Origin of the sequence: Pseudotenacibaculum sp. MALMAid0570, from assembly GCF_040151415.1 — a bacterium.
Taxonomy (GTDB): domain Bacteria; phylum Bacteroidota; class Bacteroidia; order Flavobacteriales; family Flavobacteriaceae; genus Polaribacter.
The window spans coordinates 275,665-291,697 of record NZ_JBDKWF010000049.1 but is presented as its reverse complement, the minus strand read 5'-3'; the positions used below and the strand labels follow the sequence as shown (position 1 = coordinate 291,697).

Here is a 16,033-nt window from a genome sequence, read left to right as displayed (position 1 = left end):
TTATTGTCTCTTTTTACCTGTTAACACACTTACTCCTTTTGGAAATGGATTCCCTGACGATCTCCTAAAGGAAACAACTTGACCTGTATGCCATAGCGCGTCAGCGATGGGTCCGTTAATATTGTTCCAAAAAGGGAATTCTGTTTTGCCAAAAATTATCTTGAATTCAGAAAGGTCTTTACTTTCCCTTAGGATTTTACTTGCTTTTTCTAAATTTTCTAAAGTCTTTTTTCTCTTTTCTGCGAAGGTCATTTTTGGTTGTGGTGTTCCGTTTGCTACTTTTAAAGTTGCATTTAAAATCACTTGTGAAAGTCCTAAAATATGATCAATTGTTTGTTCTGTAGTTCTGGCTTCTTTATTAGGTCGAAAACTTAAATCTTCAGGACGTAATCCTTCTGTAGCCCAATAGTATCTAAATCCCAATCCGTCTACCATTCTACTTGCTACTGTTCCAGCCGTATATTCTTCTGCTGCTTCCGGAATTTCGTAATAAGGTAATTTAGAGTCTTGTGCCATGCTTGCTGTTGATATAAAGATTGCAAAAATTAAAGTGTAGAAAATTTTCATTGGTGTTTGTTTTGTGTTAAAAATAATGAAAAACATCGTGTAAAATAAAACCCGAAACAAATTTGTTTCGGGTTTATGCTAATCTCTTTTTAGTTAGAATTTAAAAAATATTCAAGTTTATGTTTTAACTAGAGCGCATACTTTTTGAAAAAGATGTCTCGACTACGCTCTTCATGACATTCAAACTTGTTTTTAAATACGCTAGTACCTTGCGGACTAACTACTAATAGTATGTATATCTTCTAACTTTGGCGATATGTTTCGCTAGACGAATTACTTGATGACTATATCCATATTCGTTATCGTACCATACATAAATAACAATGGTATCCTTGTCTGTAATTGTTGCTTTGCTATCAAAAATTGAAGGTGCTGTTGTACCTACAATATCAGAAGACACCAATTCATTATCTATAGAATACTGAATTTGTTCTACTAAATCTCCTTCTAATGCATTGTGTTTCATCATTGCATTTAAAGCTTCAGTAGTTACTTCAGAATGCAACTGTAAGTTTAAGACAGCTAAAGATCCGTTTGGCACAGGAACTCTAATTGCATTGGATGTTAGTTTTCCTTCTAAAGCGGGTAAAGCTTTTGCTACTGCTTTTCCTGCTCCAGTTTCAGTAATTACCATATTTAATGCCGCGGCTCTACCTCTACGGTATTTCTTGTGCATATTATCAACTAGGTTCTGGTCATTTGTATACGCATGAATGGTTTCTAAATGTCCTTTTTTGATTCCGTAGTTATCTTCAATTACTTTTAAAACTGGTGTAATTGCATTGGTAGTACAAGAAGCTGCTGAGAAAATATCCACTTTGTCTGGATCGTGATCTATATGATTTACTCCGTGCACAATATTTGGAATTCCTTTTCCAGGTGCCGTTAATAAAACTTTACTTGCTCCTTTTGCTTTTAGATGACGGCTTAATGCTTCGTGATCTCTAAATGCTCCTGTGTTGTCTATAATTAAAGCTTCATCAATTCCGTATTCAGTATAATCTATCTCTTCTGGCGCACCAGCAGAAATCATATACACTGTAGTTCCGTTAATAATTAAAGCTTTGTTTTCTACATCTACCTGAACTGTTCCTAAGAAATCTCCATGAACAGAATCAATACTCAACAAAGAAGCTCTTTTTTCTAATACTGTTTGATTGATTTCTCCACGAGTAACTACAGCTCTTAATCGTAACTGAGAACCTTTTCCCATTTTTGTCATCAATTCTCTAGCCAACAAACGTCCGATTCTTCCAAAACCATATAGCACTACATCTTTTGGTTGAATGTCTTTCGCTTCTGTTACATCGCTTAATTGTTTCTTTACAAACTCTACTTTGTCTTTACATCCATCTACATTTAAATAGCATTCGTAAGCTAACTTTCCGATATCTAATTTAGAAGACGGTAAATCTAATTGTTGAATTGCTTTTGCAATATCTAATGCATCAAGAATAGAGATTGGTTTTGCTACAAATTCTCTAGCATAATCGATTAAATTTAATACTTCACTTGCTCTTTTGTCTACTAATGGGTTTCTAAACAAAACCAATTCGATAGACTTATCATACCATAAGTCATTTACAATATTGATAAACTCAGTTGTAGCTCTTCTAATTTGAGCTTGAGAAGCAACTTCTTGTTCGTAATTTGTGAGTGGTGACATGTGTTGTGTTGTTGTATTTAAAATTTGGTGCAAAAGTATTAATTTCAAACGATTTCGTAATACTTTTTACAATAAAAAAATCCTGATGATTATCAGGATTTTATCTGAATACATAACGTTCAACTTCACCTTCTGTGTTAATCATTTCTACCTTGATTCGATATCTACTTCTTGCCAAATTATCTAACAGCTTGCTAGCTTCATCGGCTGTATTTATTCTTTGTCCATTAATAGATGTAACAATAAATCCTACTAAACTATCATTCCCGTTGTCATTTCGCGCTTCTCTGATAATTTTTGCACCTCCAGACAATCCGTATTTTTTAGTTTCTTTTTTAGACAAATCTTTAAATTCTAATTGAAACGCATTAGAGATAAATCGCTTTATCTTTTTACTCAATTTAACCTTCCTAGTAAGTATTTCCCCACTTCTATCTACTGTTACATTAACATACTCCCCAGGTCTTTTCGCTTTCAATTGACCACTCAACTCTGAGAATTTTGAAATTTTTACATCATTGATCTTTACAATTACATCTCCTTCTTTCAATCCAGATTTTTTAGCATCACTATCTTCCGAGATTTCTTTAATAATAACACCTTCTAAATCCTCTTTAATTTCAGGAATAAAACCAATAACTGCTTCTTGTACTTTTCCATATTCTAAAATATCATCAATGATTTTCTTTGTGATATTGGATGGAACAGCAAATGAATACCCGATATAAGATCCCGTTCTTGAAGTAATAGCGGTGTTAATACCCACTAATTCTCCTCTGGTGTTTACCAAAGCACCTCCACTATTTCCAGGGTTTACCGCAGCATCAGTTTGAATAAAAGAATCTGTAATCCCTCCATTTCCTTCTAAATCTCTTCCTTTAGCACTCACGATTCCTGCTGTAACTGTAGATGTTAAATTATAAGGGTTTCCAACTGCTAGCACCCATTCACCAATCTTTACATTATCAGAATTAGAAAAAGGAATATAAGGTAGTTTTTCATCAGCATCAATCTTTAGAAGAGCAATATCGTTTTCTGTATCTGTTCCAACTAATTCGGCCTTATATTTTTTTCTATTGTTGAGCGTAATTTCTAAATCAGTTGCATTTGCAATAACATGATTATTAGTAACAATGTATCCGTCTGAAGAAATAATTACACCACTTCCTGTTCCAACTTGCTCATACTTTCTTGGTCCGTTAAACAAATCTGACCACGATGTTATTCCAGATTTTTCTGCTGTATTTTTAACGTGTACTACAGCATTTACTGTTTTTTCAGCAGCTTCAGTAAAATTGGTTGGTGCATAACTTGCATTTGTAGTTTCAAAAGCAGGTTGAAAATTGGTTTGAAAGGTTTGAATAGGTTGCTCATTTGTTCTTTCTATCACAACAGGTTTTTCTAAAAACGCTTTATATCCTCCTAAAGCAATCACCCCTCCTAGAATAGCAATACTTAAAAAACTAAAAAACTTCTTCATCTTATTCTCTATTTTACTTACAATCAAAAATACTAATTTTAACAATTCAATCAAGAGGCTTAACAGTTGTTAACGGTTTTTAACCCTGCTTTAACAGATATTATTTGAGATGCATTTTTGTATCTTTGCTTGCTATGAGTCTAAACTTTTTTAAATATCAGGGAGCTGGAAATGATTTCATTTTTATAGACAATAGAAATGATGTTTTCCCAAAAGATAACGCAGAGTTGATTATTCATCTTTGTGATCGACACTTTGGGATTGGTGCTGACGGACTGATATTGATTGAAAATGATATTGACAGCGATTTTAAAATGATCTATTTTAATGCTGATAGTAGTCAGACCATGTGTGGAAATGGTGCCAGATGCGCCGTAGCTTTCGCCAAAAAATTAGGAATTATAAATTCGTCAACTACCTTTACAGCTTATGATGGACCCCATCATGCTAAAGTAAACGAAGACAATACTGTTTCTTTAGAAATGATTGATGTTGACAAAGTAGATGTTTTTGAAAACCACGTTTTTACCAATACAGGAACCTTGCATCATATTGAATTGGTTGATGATTTACAAAACTATCCTGTAGTAGAATCTGGAAGAAAAATTAGAAATGAGGTCTATGGTAAAGAAGGTAGTAATATCAATTTCATACAACAAGTAAACGAAAATACTTTTGACATTAGAACCTACGAGCGTGGTGTAGAAAACGAAACACTGGCTTGCGGCACTGGAGTTACAGCAGCTGCTATTGCTGTTCATAAAATTGGCAAGACTTCAGACACTACTGTAAATCTTAACGCAGTTGGCGGTAACCTAACGGTTGATTTTGATGTTATTGACGGAATCTATAAAAATGTGATATTGACAGGGCCTGCTCAGTTTGTATTTCAAGGAACTTTTGAAATTTCATAATGTTGTTAGAAGGAAAACATAGCAAACTTAGGGCATTAGAGCCAGAAGATTTAGAGTTTCTTTTTCAGATAGAAAACGACACACGACTTTGGGAAGTAAGTCATACCCAAGCTCCTTTTTCTAAATACATTTTAAAACAATATTTGGAAAATGCTTATCAAGATATTTACGAAGCGAAACAACTTCGATTGATGATTGTTGAAAAAGAAAGCAATCAAAAAATTGGAATGATTGATTTGTTTGACTTTAACCCTCAACACAAAAGAGCAGGAATTGGTATTTTTATTGCTCCCAAATATCAGAAAAACGGATATGCATCTGAAGCTTTAGCGCTCTTAATATCCTACAGTTTTTCTCACTTAAACTTGCATCAGCTTTATGCAAATATTAGTGTTGATAATAAAAAAAGCATAGGGCTTTTTACAAAATTTGGCTTTAAAAAGGTTGGAGAAAAAAAGGATTGGCTTTTTGTAAATGGTCAGTATAAAAACGAACTTATTTTTCAATTAATTTATGAATAGAAAAGTTATTCTTAGTGCAGTTATAGTTCTACTTATTGGTGGTGGAATTTTCGGATACAATTATTATCAAAAGATTTTTGGGAATAACGTTGTTAAAACTGGCTTTTTATTTATAAAATCATCAGATAAAATTGATGATGTAGTTACTTCTTTAAAAGAATTCATTAAAGACGAAGATGCTTTTCTTTGGGTTGCCGAGAAAAAGAAATTTACAAATATCAAAGGAGGAAAATACAAGTTAGATAAAGGAATGTCTAACAACGACTTGATTAACTTATTAAGAAGTGGAAATCAAACTCCCATTAAAGTTTCCTTCAACAATCAAGATACTTTAGAAAAATTAGCAGGTCGAATTGCTTTGCAAATTGAAGCAGATTCTACTTCTTTAATTCATGCTTTTCAAGATGCTGATTTTCTCGCAAAAAAAGGAATTCAACAGTCTCAAATGTTGGGATATTTTATTCCAAACACTTATGAATTCTTTTGGAATACTTCTGGAGATCAATTCAGAGATCGAATGTTCAAAGAGTCGCAAAAGTTTTGGAATTCTGATAGACTATCCAAAGCCAAAGCTTTAAAAATGACTCCAAATGAGGTAATGGCATTAGCTTCAATTGTTCAAAAAGAGGCATCTCAAGTTTCTGAAAGATCGAGAGTTGCGGGGTTGTATTTGAATAGAATTAAAATAGGCATGCCTTTGCAAGCTGACCCAACAATCATTTATATCCTAAAGCAACAAAACGGGCAAGATTTTCAGGTAAAAAGAGTTCTCTATAAAGATTTAAAAATTAAATCTCCATATAACACATATTTAAATAGGGGTCTACCTCCCAGCCTTATTGCCATGCCAGATATTTCATCCATTGATGGTGTTTTAAACTACGAAAAGCACAATTACATTTATATGTGTGTGAATGTAGAAAAAATTGGGTATCACGCTTTTGCTAGCACTTCAAAAGAACATAGTAGAAATGCTAAGAAATATCATAATTGGCTGAATAAACTAGGTATTAAAAGATGATTAAAAGGAATATTCTAATTTTCTTATTCTTTTTATCGCTAACCTCCTACGGTCAAGATAACTCCACTTTTTGGAAAAAATCAGACACTTTAAACAAATCAAGGAGAAATTCTATTATTATTTCTGAAACTACTTTAGCCAGTGCTACTTTTTTAGCCTTGAATAAAGTTTGGTATGCAGATTATCCTAGATCTAATTTTCATTTTACTAATGACAATAATCAATGGAAACAAATGGATAAAATAGGACATATTATGTCTTCCTATTATATTGGTAAAATTGGAATGGAGCTGTTAGATTGGTCTGGAGTAAGCAAAAAAAATCAATTGATTTATGGAGCTACCTTAGGTTTTGGTTTTTTAACAGGAATTGAAATTTTAGATGGTTTTTCTGATGAATGGGGATTTTCTTGGGGAGATTTCACCGCCAATGCTGCTGGAACTGGATTGCTAATTGGGCAAGAGTTATTGTGGAATGAGCAAAGAGTTACCTTAAAATACTCTTTTCATAAAACGGATTATGCAAAAGTTCGTCCAAATACTTTAGGTAAAAGTTTCTTTGAACAAGCATTGAAAGATTATAACGGACAAACATATTGGCTATCTGCTAATATCTGGTCTTTTGCTAAAGAGAGTAACATTCCTAAATGGCTGAATATCGCTTTTGGTTATGGAGCTGAAGGAATGTTGTATGGTGAAGACCTTCCTAGTAATCAATTTTCACAAAACCCATATCGGCAGTTTTACTTGAGTTTCGATATCGATTTAGTAAAAATTCCCACAAAATCAAAATTTTTGAAATCTGTCTTTTCTGTTATTAATTTTATAAAAATTCCTGCTCCTACTTTAGAATTTCGCAGCAAAGGTGGCTTAAAATTCCATTATTTGTATTTCTAGAAAAATTCAAACTAACTGACTATCAGTTATTTAATTTTTAATTCGTATCTTTGCGCCCGCAAAACAGAAAGGTTTAAATTATTAGACGATTTTTATTTTTAGTTGCTGTATTTCTGATGTTTGTTAACGCAATTGAAACACCAGAAATTTCTAAAGAAGAATTTACTCCCACTCCAGTTTATATGGAGGAGGAATCTTTTGATATTCCATTTTTACAAAACGATTTTGTTGGTTTTAAAGAAGCGGTTGCTTTTAAAGAGTCGCAAGGAAAGTACGGTGTTGTTAATACACTAGGGTATTTAGGAAAATACCAATTTGGAAAAACTACATTAGAACGTTTTAGAATCTATAATACTGAAGATTTTTTAAGAAATCCCGAATTACAAGAGAAGGCATTTATTGCTTATTGTAAAGTAAACAAATGGATTCTACGAAAAGACATTCGAAGAAGTGTTGGTAAAACCATCAACGGCGTAAAAATTACCGAATCAGGTATTTTGGCTGCTGCACACTTAAGTGGTGCTGGAAATGTAAAAAAATACTTGAGAAGTAACGGGAAGTTTAATTTTTCTGATGCTTACGGAGCTACCATCCAATTATACATGAAGAAATTTGCCGATTACGATGTTTCAGAGATTGAAGCAGAACGATTGGCTAAGGTTTAGAGTTAGTAAATAAAGTTAGTAAAAACCGTCAGATTTTATTTGACGGTTTTTTTTATACCTAGATTATTTCTGAATAATAAATATAGCAGGTCTTTTATGAAGATCGGGCTGTTGTTGTTTCCATTCTGCAATTGTATATGTTTTGATATATTCTTCAGGCAATGTAATATCAACAGCAATACACAATCTTGTTTGCGGAGTTAAAGCTGCTTTCAAATCTGAAAACATTTTTTCGTTCCTGTAAGGGGTTTCAATAAAAATCTGAGATTGATTTTTTTCTTTGGACAATCGCTCCAACTCTTTAATTGCTTTTTTCCGATCTGCTTTATCTATTGGCAGGTATCCATTAAAAGCAAAACTTTGTCCGTTCATTCCTGAAGCCATCAAAGCCATTAGTATCGAAGATGGTCCTACTAATGGAACCACTTGTATTCCTTTTTCATGAGCAAGTTTTACAATGGTTGCTCCAGGATCTGCAACAGCAGGCACACCTGCTTCAGATAGCAATCCTACTGAAATTCCTTGTTCGCAAACATCTAAATAGGTTCTCGTTTCCATTTCATCAGCATATTTATCCAACTTCATCATAACCAAGGAAGGTTGAGATTTCTTAGGCGTAATCTTTTTAATAAATCTTCTGGCTGTCTTTTCGTTCTCTACAATATAATGATCTATCAACTCTACCATTTTCCTTACCGAATATGGCATTACCTCTAATGGTTCATTTTCACCTAAAGTAGTTGGTATTAAATATAGTTTTCCTTTCATTTTACATTCTTTTAGCAATCACTTCACAAGCTTCATCTAACATTTGATACACATTTTCAAAACCTTGATCTCCTCCATAATAAGGATCAGGAACACTTTTATTAGAATTGGGTTGTGATTCATTCAAAATCATTTTCACCTTTGCTTCGTCGTCTTTTGTTCTAGCTTTCCAGAGTACATTCTGATAATTACTGTCGTCCATAACAAAGATCTCATCGAATTGATCAAAATCTACAACTTCAAACTTTCTTGCCCTTTGATAGGTTAAATCTATTCCATATTTTCTTGCAACATCTATAGATCTTGAATCTGGTAATTCGCCTACATGATAGGCAGCTGTTCCAGCCGAATCTACAAAAACTTCATCAACATCAATTTTTGAACGCAATATTCCTTCTGCCAACGGAGAACGACATATATTCCCTAGGCAAACCATCAGTATTTTTTTCATTATTTATGAAGTTTAGAACGTCAACTTCTTCGTAAGGTCTTCAACGTATTTTCTGAACTGCTTGTCAGTTTCCGTTAAGTTATCAACTGTTTTACAAGCATGTAATACAGTAGCGTGATCTCTTTGCCCAATTTGTGCTCCAATACTTGCTAAGGATGTTTTGGTCATTCTCTTCGCAAAATACATAGCCAATTGACGAGCTTGTACAATATGTCTCTTTCTAGTTTTAGATTGTAACGTAACTACATCCATATCAAAATACTTCGAAACTACTTTCTGGATATAATCTATAGAAACTTCTTTCTTGGTATTCTTTACAAATTTATCTACAATCTGTTTTGCTAATTCAAGTGAAAACTCTTTTCTGTTAAAAGACGCTTGAGCAATCATAGAGATAATAACTCCTTCTAACTCTCTTACATTAGACTTGATATTTTTAGCAATATATTCAACAATTTCATCAGACATTTCTACACCGTCTCTAAACAGTTTGTTTTGAAGAATAGAAATTCTGGTTTCATAATCTGGTAATTGCAATTCTGCAGAAAGTCCCCATTTGAATCTAGACAACAATCTTTGCTCGATATCTTGCATATCAACCGGAGCTTTATCAGAAGTTAAAATTACTTGCTTTCCATTTTGATGTAAATGATTGAATATATGGAAGAACACATCTTGTGTTCCTGCTTTTCCTGATAAAAATTGCACATCATCAATCACCAACACATCAATCATTTGATAGAAATGAATAAAATCGTTTCTCGTATTTGATTTTACAGAGTCAATAAATTGTTGAGTAAATTTCTCTGACGATATATATAATACGGTCTTATCTGGGTATTTGTCTTTGATATCAACACCAATGGCATGAGCCAAATGTGTTTTTCCGAGTCCAACACCTCCATATATTAATAATGGATTAAAAGAAGTTCCTCCAGGCTTGTTGGCAACAGCCATTCCCGCCGATCTTGCCAAACGATTAGAATCTCCTTCTACAAAATTCTCAAAGTTATAGTTAGGATTTAATTGCGATTCTATTTTCACTTTCTGCAATCCAGGGATTACAAAAGGGTTTCTTAACTCTCTTTTGCTAACTTCAACTGGTACAGAAACTTTTTGAGGTTTTAACGGATCTCTATTCGAACTTGGTATTTTAACAATTTGAGGTCTATTACTACTATAGGTGTTCTCCATACGAACATCATAGATTAATTTTGCCTCTTTACCTAACTCTCTTACCAGAGCAACACGTAACAATTTAATATAGTGTTCTTCCAACCACTCATAGAAAAATTTACTAGGTACTTGGATGGTCAGTGCTTCTCCTGACAATTTAACTGGTTTAATCGGTTCGAACCAAGTTTTGTATGCTTGAGGCTTAATGTTGTCTTTTATAAAAGACAAGCATTCATTCCAAACCGTATCCGCAGTTTTAGTCATAAAACAGTATAAAGAATTTAGTCGTTAAAAATTGTTCTTTTTCTTACAGGGGTATCCTTTCTCAACAGCTATACAAAAGTGTGAATAATTTTCAGTATAAAAAAATGAATTTGCTATTGATTATTAATTTTTTTTTGCGTAAAATCAAACCGTCAATCTTGTTCAAAATTTTTGGAAAAATTCTCAACAAACATTCGAGTACGATATGGTGAAACCGATCAAATGGGAGTGGTTTACCACGGTAATTATGCTAATTATTTTGAGGTAGCTAGGACGGAATGGCTTAGAAGTCTGGGAGTTACCTACAAAGACATGGAAGAAAGCGGCATTATGTTACCTGTTGTTTCACTATCATTTAGTTTTATTAAACCGGCTAAATATGATGATATTTTAACTGTGACTGTTTTTTTAAAGAAAAAACCTTTAGTTAAAATTGATTTTGATTATGAGATTATCAACCAAAATAGAGAAAAGATATCAACAGGGAATTCTGTATTAGCTTTTATGGATATGAAAACAAACAGACCTACAAAATGTCCTGATTACATTTTAGAGAAACTAAGCTTCTAATTCTGAGATTTCTAGCTGATAGATCGCCTCAAAAATTTCGAAAGTTTTAGCAGCTTCAGATTTTCTTACTGCAATTTCTATTTGACATTTTTCTTCTAATTTTTGAGACTGAATAGTAAGTTTATAATCTTTAATGATCTTCATTACCTTACTCATTAATTCATATCCGAAAGTTAATTTAAAGGGAACATCAATTGTTTTCTCGATAATATTACTTGCTTCTAGCGCTAATCTTGCTGAATTTCTATACGCGTTTATTAATCCTCCTACTCCTAATTTTGTTCCTCCAAAATAACGAACAGAAACAACTAAAACATTGGTAAGTTCAAAGGATTGTATTTGACCATAAATAGGCATTCCTGCCGAATTACTTGGCTCACCATCATCATTTGCCCTATATCGTATGGTCTCAGTTCCTAATTGCCAAGCATAACAAAAATGACGTGCAGTATAATGTTTCTTTTTAAGCTCTTCTAGAGCTTTTTTAACATCATCTTCTGTTCTAACATGAAATGCATAACCAAAGAATTTACTGTTTCTATCTTTGAAGAGTGTTTCTTCTGAAGAAGATTCTATGGTTTTATAAGAATCCTTCATTAAAACAATGCTACTAAAACAATACTAATTACAGCAATGGCAATCCCTATCCAGTTCTTTTTAATTAGTTTTTCCTTGAAAAGAATCAATCCGAAAAGAGTTGACAAAACTACCACTCCTACATTATTAAGAGTAAACAAAGTAGAGCTTTCTAATCCTTCAGTACTTAAGGCTTTCAACAGAAAATGAATTGAATAATAATTAGGTATTCCTAATAAAACTCCTCCAATGAGGTTTCTAATATGAAACTTAAAATTACCTTTTATGATTTGAAAGATTAAAAAGGCCAATCCTAAAAAAAATGCTATAAAGAAAATAGTGGCAGAGAAGATTGGCACTCCTCCTTCAGGAACATAGGTAGTTTCTACATATTTTAAAGAAGTATCTATACACCCAGAACCTAGGAATAGTAATAATGGGTAAATTAGATTTTTCGTTTTAAGAGGTTGATTGTCGCTCTTAGAAGAAGTAAGATATACAGCTACCAAAGCCAATAAAATACCAAATATCTTTACAATTCCTACCGATTCATTGTATACAATAATTCCAAAAACAATAGGTATTACTACAGACATTTTCCCAGCTACAGCAGCAACTGAAAGTCCATTTTTTTGAGAAGTAATTGCCATTACATTAAACACAGTAATAAAAAGGATTCCTAAAAAAAGAGCTCCTAAAAACCAAGGTTGTTCTGGTATCTCTTGAAACTTTAATGACACATCCGATACATAAACTCCTAAAGTTCCAGCTACTAAATAGTTTACAATAATAGCCTGCAATGTGTTTACTTTAAAAACTTCAAAAAGCTTAAAGATTACAAACAGTAAACTCAGAATACAAATACTAATAATTAAATAGATCATTTCTCAAATTCTTTTTGGGCCAGCAAATCTACAACATCTTCAGTTTCTGGATTAATATTCCATACATGAATTCCTAACTTTTTTGCAGCATCAGTATTTTCTTTGGTATCATCTATAAAAAAGGATTCTTCAGGTTTTAATGCATTTTCATTTAACACAAACTCATAAATATTGGCATTGGGTTTTCTTAATTGAATTTCATGAGACAAGTAAAATTGTTCGAAACAATCTTTGAATTCATTATACAACTCCATTCTCCAATCATTTTGAATCCATGAAATGTGAAGCTCATTTGTGTTACTCAATAAAAACAAACGATACTTTCCAGAAGCAGCAAGTTCTTTTATAAACTGCAATCTATGTAGTGGGAAATCTTTCAAAATAGCATTCCAAGCATCGATAAATTGTTTTTCAGAAATTGCAGGATACATTGTAGTAAATGTTTCCACAAATTCTTGCGTAGAAATTTGACCAGTTTCATACAATTTGCAAACATCTAGCATTTCTTCTGTAATCTGCTCTAATCCTAACTTAAGTAGATGCATTTCAGTTGCAGGTTTATCTAAATTGATAAACACATCACCGTAATCAAAAATGATATTCTTAATCATTTCGATATATTTTTAATTGATCATTTTCTATTTCTCGTAATGCAATAGAATCATATGTAAAAGTCGGAGCTTTAACTCCTTCAACTAAATTATCTTTCCCAACAAAAACTTTAGCTTCATCCCACAAACCTTCATTTATAAAAGTTTGCAAAGTTTGAGACCCTCCTTCAACTAGAACTGATTGTATTTGATGTTTGTGTAAAACTTTACACACCTCTTTAGCTAGAGGTTTTGAAAAGTCTACTTTCTCGAAAAACAGTTCTTTTGAAGCCTCACGTTCTTTCTCTGTAATAAAAATAGTCTTCACAGAACCATCATATACATTAGAATTTTTGGAGATTTTCAACTCTCTATCGATGATAATTCTAACAGGATTTTGCCCTTTCCAATTTCTTACATCTAGTTTTGGATTGTCTTCAATTACCGTTTTGGTTCCTACTAATATTGCATGTTCTTGACTCCTCCATTGATGAACCAACTGCCTAGAAACCTCACCTGAAATCCATACAGGTTTTCTTTCATCCCTTTTCAAAGGAGCAATAAATCCATCTTTAGATTCAGCCCATTTTAAAACAATATAAGGTCTTACTAATTCATGGAAAGTGAAAAATCGTCTGTGATGTTCTTTGCATTCTTGCTCTAATACACCTACAGTTACTTTGCATCCTGCTTTTTCTAATCTACTAATTCCTTTACCCGCGACTACAGAATTAGAATCTACACAACCAATAACAACTTCAGGAATTCCTTTTTCTATAATTAAATCTGAACAAGGAGGTGTTTTTCCATGATGCGAACAAGGTTCTAAAGTGACATAGATAGTAGCTTCTTTTAGCAATTCTACATCCTTTACAGATTCAATTGCATTTACCTCAGCATGGTTTCCTCCGTAAGCACTTGTATAACCTTCTCCAATAATTTTGCCGTTACTTACGACAACTGCTCCTACAGAAGGATTGGGTCTAGTAAATCCAATGCCTTTTTGAGCAATTTCAAGACATCTTTTTATGTATTGTTCGTGGTTCAAAAAATCGATAACTTCGTAAAACAAAAATAAAGGAATAAATGACATCATCAGACTTTATCATAAGAGAAATAGAACCCAAAGACAACGAACAGATGGCAGACGTGGTTCGTGAAGTTATTCTTGAAATGGGAGCACCCAAAACAGGCACCGCTTATGAAGATAAAGCATTGGACAATTTGCATGCGACTTATCAAAAAGAAAAAGCAATTTATTATGTTATTGAACATCAAAACAAAGTAGTTGGCGGTGGTGGTGTGGCCCAATTAGATAATTTTGATGGCAATACCTGCGAATTACAAAAAATGTATTTTAAACCCATTGCCAGAGGTCGTGGGCTTGGTTCTGCAATGATTACCAAATGCCTACAAAAGGCTAAAGAGTTTGGTTTTGATGAATGTTATCTAGAAACGATGCCTTATATGACAGCAGCTAGAGCTTTGTATAAAAAAAATGGTTTTACTCAAATTGACGGCCCAATGGGAGATACTTGTCATTATTCTTGTGATGTTTGGATGATTAAGAAACTATGACTTTAAAAGAATTTCAACATCATTTTACCTCTGAATTATCTTCTTTGTATCCTAAAACTGAAGTCGATTCATTTTTATCTATTTTAATTGAAGAGTACTTAAACCTACAAAGAATAGATTTGGTATTAAAACCAACTTTAGAAATCCCCCATAAGAAGCTTAAGTTATTCAATATCGCCATTCAACAATTACAAAAAGAAGAGCCTATACAATATATTATAGGTAAAACAGAATTCTTTGGATTTCCTTTTTATGTAAATGAAGATGTACTTATCCCAAGGCCTGAAACAGAAGAATTGGTAGAATGGGTAATATCAGAAGCCAAAGCGTTGAGCAAATTTAAACCAGAAGAACCTCTTAACATCCTTGATATTGGAACTGGAAGTGGATGCATTCCTATCTCTTTAAAAAAACATCTTCCTAAAGCGAATATTAGCGCTATAGACATTTCACAAAAAGCATTAGAAACAGCAAAAAACAATGCAACATTAAATAATGTTGAGATTAATTTTATCGAAAAAGACATCTTAAACACTAGAAAATTAGGAGAAAAATATGACATTATTATCTCTAATCCTCCCTATGTTAGAGAATTGGAAAAAGTTGAGATTAAAAATAATGTATTGGAAAATGAACCTCATCTGGCTCTGTTTGTAGGAGATGATAATCCATTAGTTTTTTACCATAAGATCTCTGAGCTTGCTAAAGAAAATTTGAAAGAAAACGGAATCTTATTTTTTGAAATCAATCAGTATCTCGGAAAAGAAATGTTGGATTTGATGCGTCTTTTTAAATTTAAAAACGTCTTGCTAAAAAAAGACCTTTTTGGAAAAGATAGAATGATTAAAGCTACTGTATGAAAATACAAAACTATCAAGAAGTTTGGGATATCTGGCTTTCATCGAAAGATCGGTTATACCTTTATATGTTATCGCGATTTCAAGATGAAGAATTTGCAAAAGACATCACTCAAGAAGTTCTTTTAAAAATTCACAAGTCTTGTTGTTCTAATCGAGAGATTAACAACATTAACTCGTGGCTTTATCAAATTGCACATAATACCGCCTTAGACCACATCAAAAAGTCTAAAAAAGACTTGCCTTTTTTCTCAGAAGAGGAAGACAATTCTTTGAATACTTGGACCGAACTCTCTCTCTTTTTAGAACCTTTAATGGGTTGTCTTCCTGAATCATACTCTATTCCTTTAAAAATGTCTGATATAGACGGCATTAAACAGCAAGATATTGCAAATCAATTAGGAATTAGCTTGACAGCCACAAAAAGTAGAATTCAAAGAGCTCGAAAAAATCTAAAAGAACAAATAAGAACCTGCTATCATATAGAAATGGACAAAAACGGTACTCCAATTTCATTTGAACTTAAAAACAGTTGCTCTTTAAAGACAACTTCAGACAAAAAAATATAATTCTTTTGCGTCTTTTCATG

General features: G+C 32.7%; 19 protein-coding genes. 9 read left to right on the top strand and 10 right to left on the bottom strand.

What is annotated here, in order from left to right; genetic code table 11:
* From AAON49_RS11690 to AAON49_RS11680, 3 genes are all read right to left on the bottom strand, one after another.
* Positions 1-567 carry a DinB family protein gene (locus tag AAON49_RS11690; protein WP_349554795.1) on the bottom strand — a complete coding sequence of 189 codons (567 nt, stop codon included), beginning with the start codon at positions 565-567 and terminating at the stop codon, positions 1-3.
* 223 nt (positions 568-790) lie between these two features.
* Entirely contained in the window at positions 791-2,233 is a 1,443-nt protein-coding gene (locus AAON49_RS11685; protein WP_349554794.1) for a glyceraldehyde-3-phosphate dehydrogenase, read from the bottom strand.
* A 100-nt stretch (positions 2,234-2,333) separates the two neighbouring features.
* Positions 2,334-3,713, bottom strand: coding sequence for a trypsin-like peptidase domain-containing protein (locus AAON49_RS11680; protein WP_349554793.1), 1,380 nt, complete (start codon positions 3,711-3,713; stop codon positions 2,334-2,336).
* Between the two features lie 134 nt (positions 3,714-3,847).
* Here AAON49_RS11680 and dapF point away from each other — a divergent pair, with 134 nt between their 5' ends.
* The 5 genes from dapF to AAON49_RS11655 all read left to right on the top strand — a co-directional run bounded on the left by dapF (position 3,848) and on the right by AAON49_RS11655 (position 7,730).
* On the top strand, positions 3,848-4,627 hold the full coding sequence (gene dapF, locus AAON49_RS11675) for a diaminopimelate epimerase (protein ID WP_349554791.1): 780 nt from the start codon (positions 3,848-3,850) through the stop codon (positions 4,625-4,627).
* Entirely contained in the window at positions 4,624-5,148 is a 525-nt protein-coding gene (locus tag AAON49_RS11670) for a GNAT family N-acetyltransferase (RefSeq protein WP_349554990.1), read from the top strand. The genes dapF and AAON49_RS11670 overlap by 4 nt, the downstream gene beginning before the upstream one ends.
* Positions 5,141-6,169, top strand: coding sequence for an endolytic transglycosylase MltG (mltG, locus tag AAON49_RS11665; RefSeq protein ID WP_349554789.1), 1,029 nt, complete (start codon positions 5,141-5,143; stop codon positions 6,167-6,169). The genes AAON49_RS11670 and mltG overlap by 8 nt, the downstream gene beginning before the upstream one ends.
* On the top strand, positions 6,166-7,065 hold the full coding sequence (locus AAON49_RS11660) for a DUF2279 domain-containing protein (RefSeq protein WP_349554787.1): 900 nt from the start codon (positions 6,166-6,168) through the stop codon (positions 7,063-7,065). The genes mltG and AAON49_RS11660 overlap by 4 nt, the downstream gene beginning before the upstream one ends.
* A 116-nt stretch (positions 7,066-7,181) precedes the next feature.
* Positions 7,182-7,730 carry a peptidoglycan-binding protein LysM gene (locus AAON49_RS11655; protein ID WP_349554786.1) on the top strand — a complete coding sequence of 183 codons (549 nt, stop codon included), beginning with the start codon at positions 7,182-7,184 and terminating at the stop codon, positions 7,728-7,730.
* A gap of 63 nt (positions 7,731-7,793) precedes the next feature.
* On the opposite strand, the gene AAON49_RS11650 is transcribed toward AAON49_RS11655, so the two are convergent.
* Genes AAON49_RS11650 through dnaA form a run of 3 tightly spaced genes read right to left on the bottom strand, consistent with a single transcriptional unit; the run spans position 7,794 to position 10,389 of the window.
* Positions 7,794-8,498, bottom strand: a complete 705-nt coding sequence (locus AAON49_RS11650; RefSeq protein WP_349554784.1) for an SAM-dependent methyltransferase — start codon at positions 8,496-8,498, stop codon at positions 7,794-7,796.
* 1 nt (position 8,499) lies between these two features.
* Positions 8,500-8,949 (bottom strand): low molecular weight protein-tyrosine-phosphatase, encoded by a 450-nt coding sequence (locus AAON49_RS11645; protein WP_349554783.1) that lies wholly within the window; start codon positions 8,947-8,949, stop codon positions 8,500-8,502.
* Between the two features lie 12 nt (positions 8,950-8,961).
* The gene (gene dnaA, locus AAON49_RS11640; protein ID WP_349554782.1) at positions 8,962-10,389 is read right to left on the bottom strand and encodes a chromosomal replication initiator protein DnaA; all 1,428 of its coding nucleotides are present in this window, start codon (positions 10,387-10,389) and stop codon (positions 8,962-8,964) included.
* A gap of 171 nt (positions 10,390-10,560) precedes the next feature.
* On the opposite strand from dnaA, the gene AAON49_RS11635 reads away from it, so the two are divergent.
* Positions 10,561-10,959: an acyl-CoA thioesterase gene (locus AAON49_RS11635; RefSeq protein WP_349554781.1), complete on the top strand. Its 399-nt coding sequence runs from the start codon at positions 10,561-10,563 to the stop codon at positions 10,957-10,959.
* On the opposite strand, the gene AAON49_RS11630 is transcribed toward AAON49_RS11635, so the two are convergent.
* From AAON49_RS11630 to ribD, 4 genes are read right to left on the bottom strand one after another with little or no spacing between them, the layout of a single operon-like run.
* Entirely contained in the window at positions 10,948-11,556 is a 609-nt protein-coding gene (locus AAON49_RS11630; protein ID WP_349554779.1) for an IMPACT family protein, read from the bottom strand. The two genes, AAON49_RS11635 and AAON49_RS11630, sit on opposite strands and share 12 nt — an antisense overlap.
* Positions 11,556-12,419: an EamA family transporter gene (locus tag AAON49_RS11625; protein ID WP_349554777.1), complete on the bottom strand. Its 864-nt coding sequence runs from the start codon at positions 12,417-12,419 to the stop codon at positions 11,556-11,558. The genes AAON49_RS11630 and AAON49_RS11625 overlap by 1 nt, the downstream gene beginning before the upstream one ends.
* The gene (locus tag AAON49_RS11620) at positions 12,416-13,030 is read right to left on the bottom strand and encodes an HAD family hydrolase (protein WP_349554776.1); all 615 of its coding nucleotides are present in this window, start codon (positions 13,028-13,030) and stop codon (positions 12,416-12,418) included. The genes AAON49_RS11625 and AAON49_RS11620 overlap by 4 nt, the downstream gene beginning before the upstream one ends.
* Complete coding sequence (ribD, locus tag AAON49_RS11615) at positions 13,023-14,105, bottom strand: bifunctional diaminohydroxyphosphoribosylaminopyrimidine deaminase/5-amino-6-(5-phosphoribosylamino)uracil reductase RibD (RefSeq protein ID WP_349554774.1); 1,083 nt, start codon at positions 14,103-14,105, stop codon at positions 13,023-13,025. The genes AAON49_RS11620 and ribD overlap by 8 nt, the downstream gene beginning before the upstream one ends.
* Here ribD and AAON49_RS11610 point away from each other — a divergent pair.
* The 3 genes from AAON49_RS11610 to AAON49_RS11600 are packed head-to-tail and all read left to right on the top strand — an operon-like array spanning position 14,096 to position 16,013.
* Positions 14,096-14,587, top strand: a complete 492-nt coding sequence (locus AAON49_RS11610) for a GNAT family N-acetyltransferase (RefSeq protein ID WP_349554773.1) — start codon at positions 14,096-14,098, stop codon at positions 14,585-14,587. The two genes, ribD and AAON49_RS11610, sit on opposite strands and share 10 nt — an antisense overlap.
* Positions 14,584-15,447, top strand: coding sequence for a peptide chain release factor N(5)-glutamine methyltransferase (gene prmC / locus AAON49_RS11605; protein WP_349554772.1), 864 nt, complete (start codon positions 14,584-14,586; stop codon positions 15,445-15,447). The genes AAON49_RS11610 and prmC overlap by 4 nt, the downstream gene beginning before the upstream one ends.
* Entirely contained in the window at positions 15,444-16,013 is a 570-nt protein-coding gene (locus tag AAON49_RS11600; RefSeq protein ID WP_349554771.1) for a sigma-70 family RNA polymerase sigma factor, read from the top strand. The genes prmC and AAON49_RS11600 overlap by 4 nt, the downstream gene beginning before the upstream one ends.
* Positions 16,014-16,033: the final 20 nt, after the last annotated feature.

What these genes read in the sequence shown, in the direction of transcription:
- AAON49_RS11680 (WP_349554793.1), bottom strand. Translation starts at nt 3,713, where the DNA reads ATGAAGAAGTTTTTTAGTTTTTTAAGTATTGCTATTCTAGGAGGGGTG.
- AAON49_RS11645 (WP_349554783.1), bottom strand. Translation starts at nt 8,949, where the DNA reads ATGAAAAAAATACTGATGGTTTGCCTAGGGAATATATGTCGTTCTCCG.
- AAON49_RS11685 (WP_349554794.1), bottom strand. Translation starts at nt 2,233, where the DNA reads ATGTCACCACTCACAAATTACGAACAAGAAGTTGCTTCTCAAGCTCAA.
- AAON49_RS11620 (WP_349554776.1), bottom strand. Translation starts at nt 13,030, where the DNA reads ATGATTAAGAATATCATTTTTGATTACGGTGATGTGTTTATCAATTTA.
- dapF (WP_349554791.1), top strand. Translation starts at nt 3,848, where the DNA reads ATGAGTCTAAACTTTTTTAAATATCAGGGAGCTGGAAATGATTTCATT.
- dnaA (WP_349554782.1), bottom strand. Translation starts at nt 10,389, where the DNA reads ATGACTAAAACTGCGGATACGGTTTGGAATGAATGCTTGTCTTTTATA.
- AAON49_RS11660 (WP_349554787.1), top strand. Translation starts at nt 6,166, where the DNA reads ATGATTAAAAGGAATATTCTAATTTTCTTATTCTTTTTATCGCTAACC.
- AAON49_RS11690 (WP_349554795.1), bottom strand. Translation starts at nt 567, where the DNA reads ATGAAAATTTTCTACACTTTAATTTTTGCAATCTTTATATCAACAGCA.
- AAON49_RS11610 (WP_349554773.1), top strand. Translation starts at nt 14,096, where the DNA reads ATGACATCATCAGACTTTATCATAAGAGAAATAGAACCCAAAGACAAC.
- AAON49_RS11650 (WP_349554784.1), bottom strand. Translation starts at nt 8,498, where the DNA reads ATGAAAGGAAAACTATATTTAATACCAACTACTTTAGGTGAAAATGAA.
- mltG (WP_349554789.1), top strand. Translation starts at nt 5,141, where the DNA reads ATGAATAGAAAAGTTATTCTTAGTGCAGTTATAGTTCTACTTATTGGT.
- AAON49_RS11655 (WP_349554786.1), top strand. Translation starts at nt 7,182, where the DNA reads ATGTTTGTTAACGCAATTGAAACACCAGAAATTTCTAAAGAAGAATTT.
- AAON49_RS11600 (WP_349554771.1), top strand. Translation starts at nt 15,444, where the DNA reads ATGAAAATACAAAACTATCAAGAAGTTTGGGATATCTGGCTTTCATCG.
- AAON49_RS11630 (WP_349554779.1), bottom strand. Translation starts at nt 11,556, where the DNA reads ATGAAGGATTCTTATAAAACCATAGAATCTTCTTCAGAAGAAACACTC.
- ribD (WP_349554774.1), bottom strand. Translation starts at nt 14,105, where the DNA reads ATGATGTCATTTATTCCTTTATTTTTGTTTTACGAAGTTATCGATTTT.
- prmC (WP_349554772.1), top strand. Translation starts at nt 14,584, where the DNA reads ATGACTTTAAAAGAATTTCAACATCATTTTACCTCTGAATTATCTTCT.
- AAON49_RS11625 (WP_349554777.1), bottom strand. Translation starts at nt 12,419, where the DNA reads ATGATCTATTTAATTATTAGTATTTGTATTCTGAGTTTACTGTTTGTA.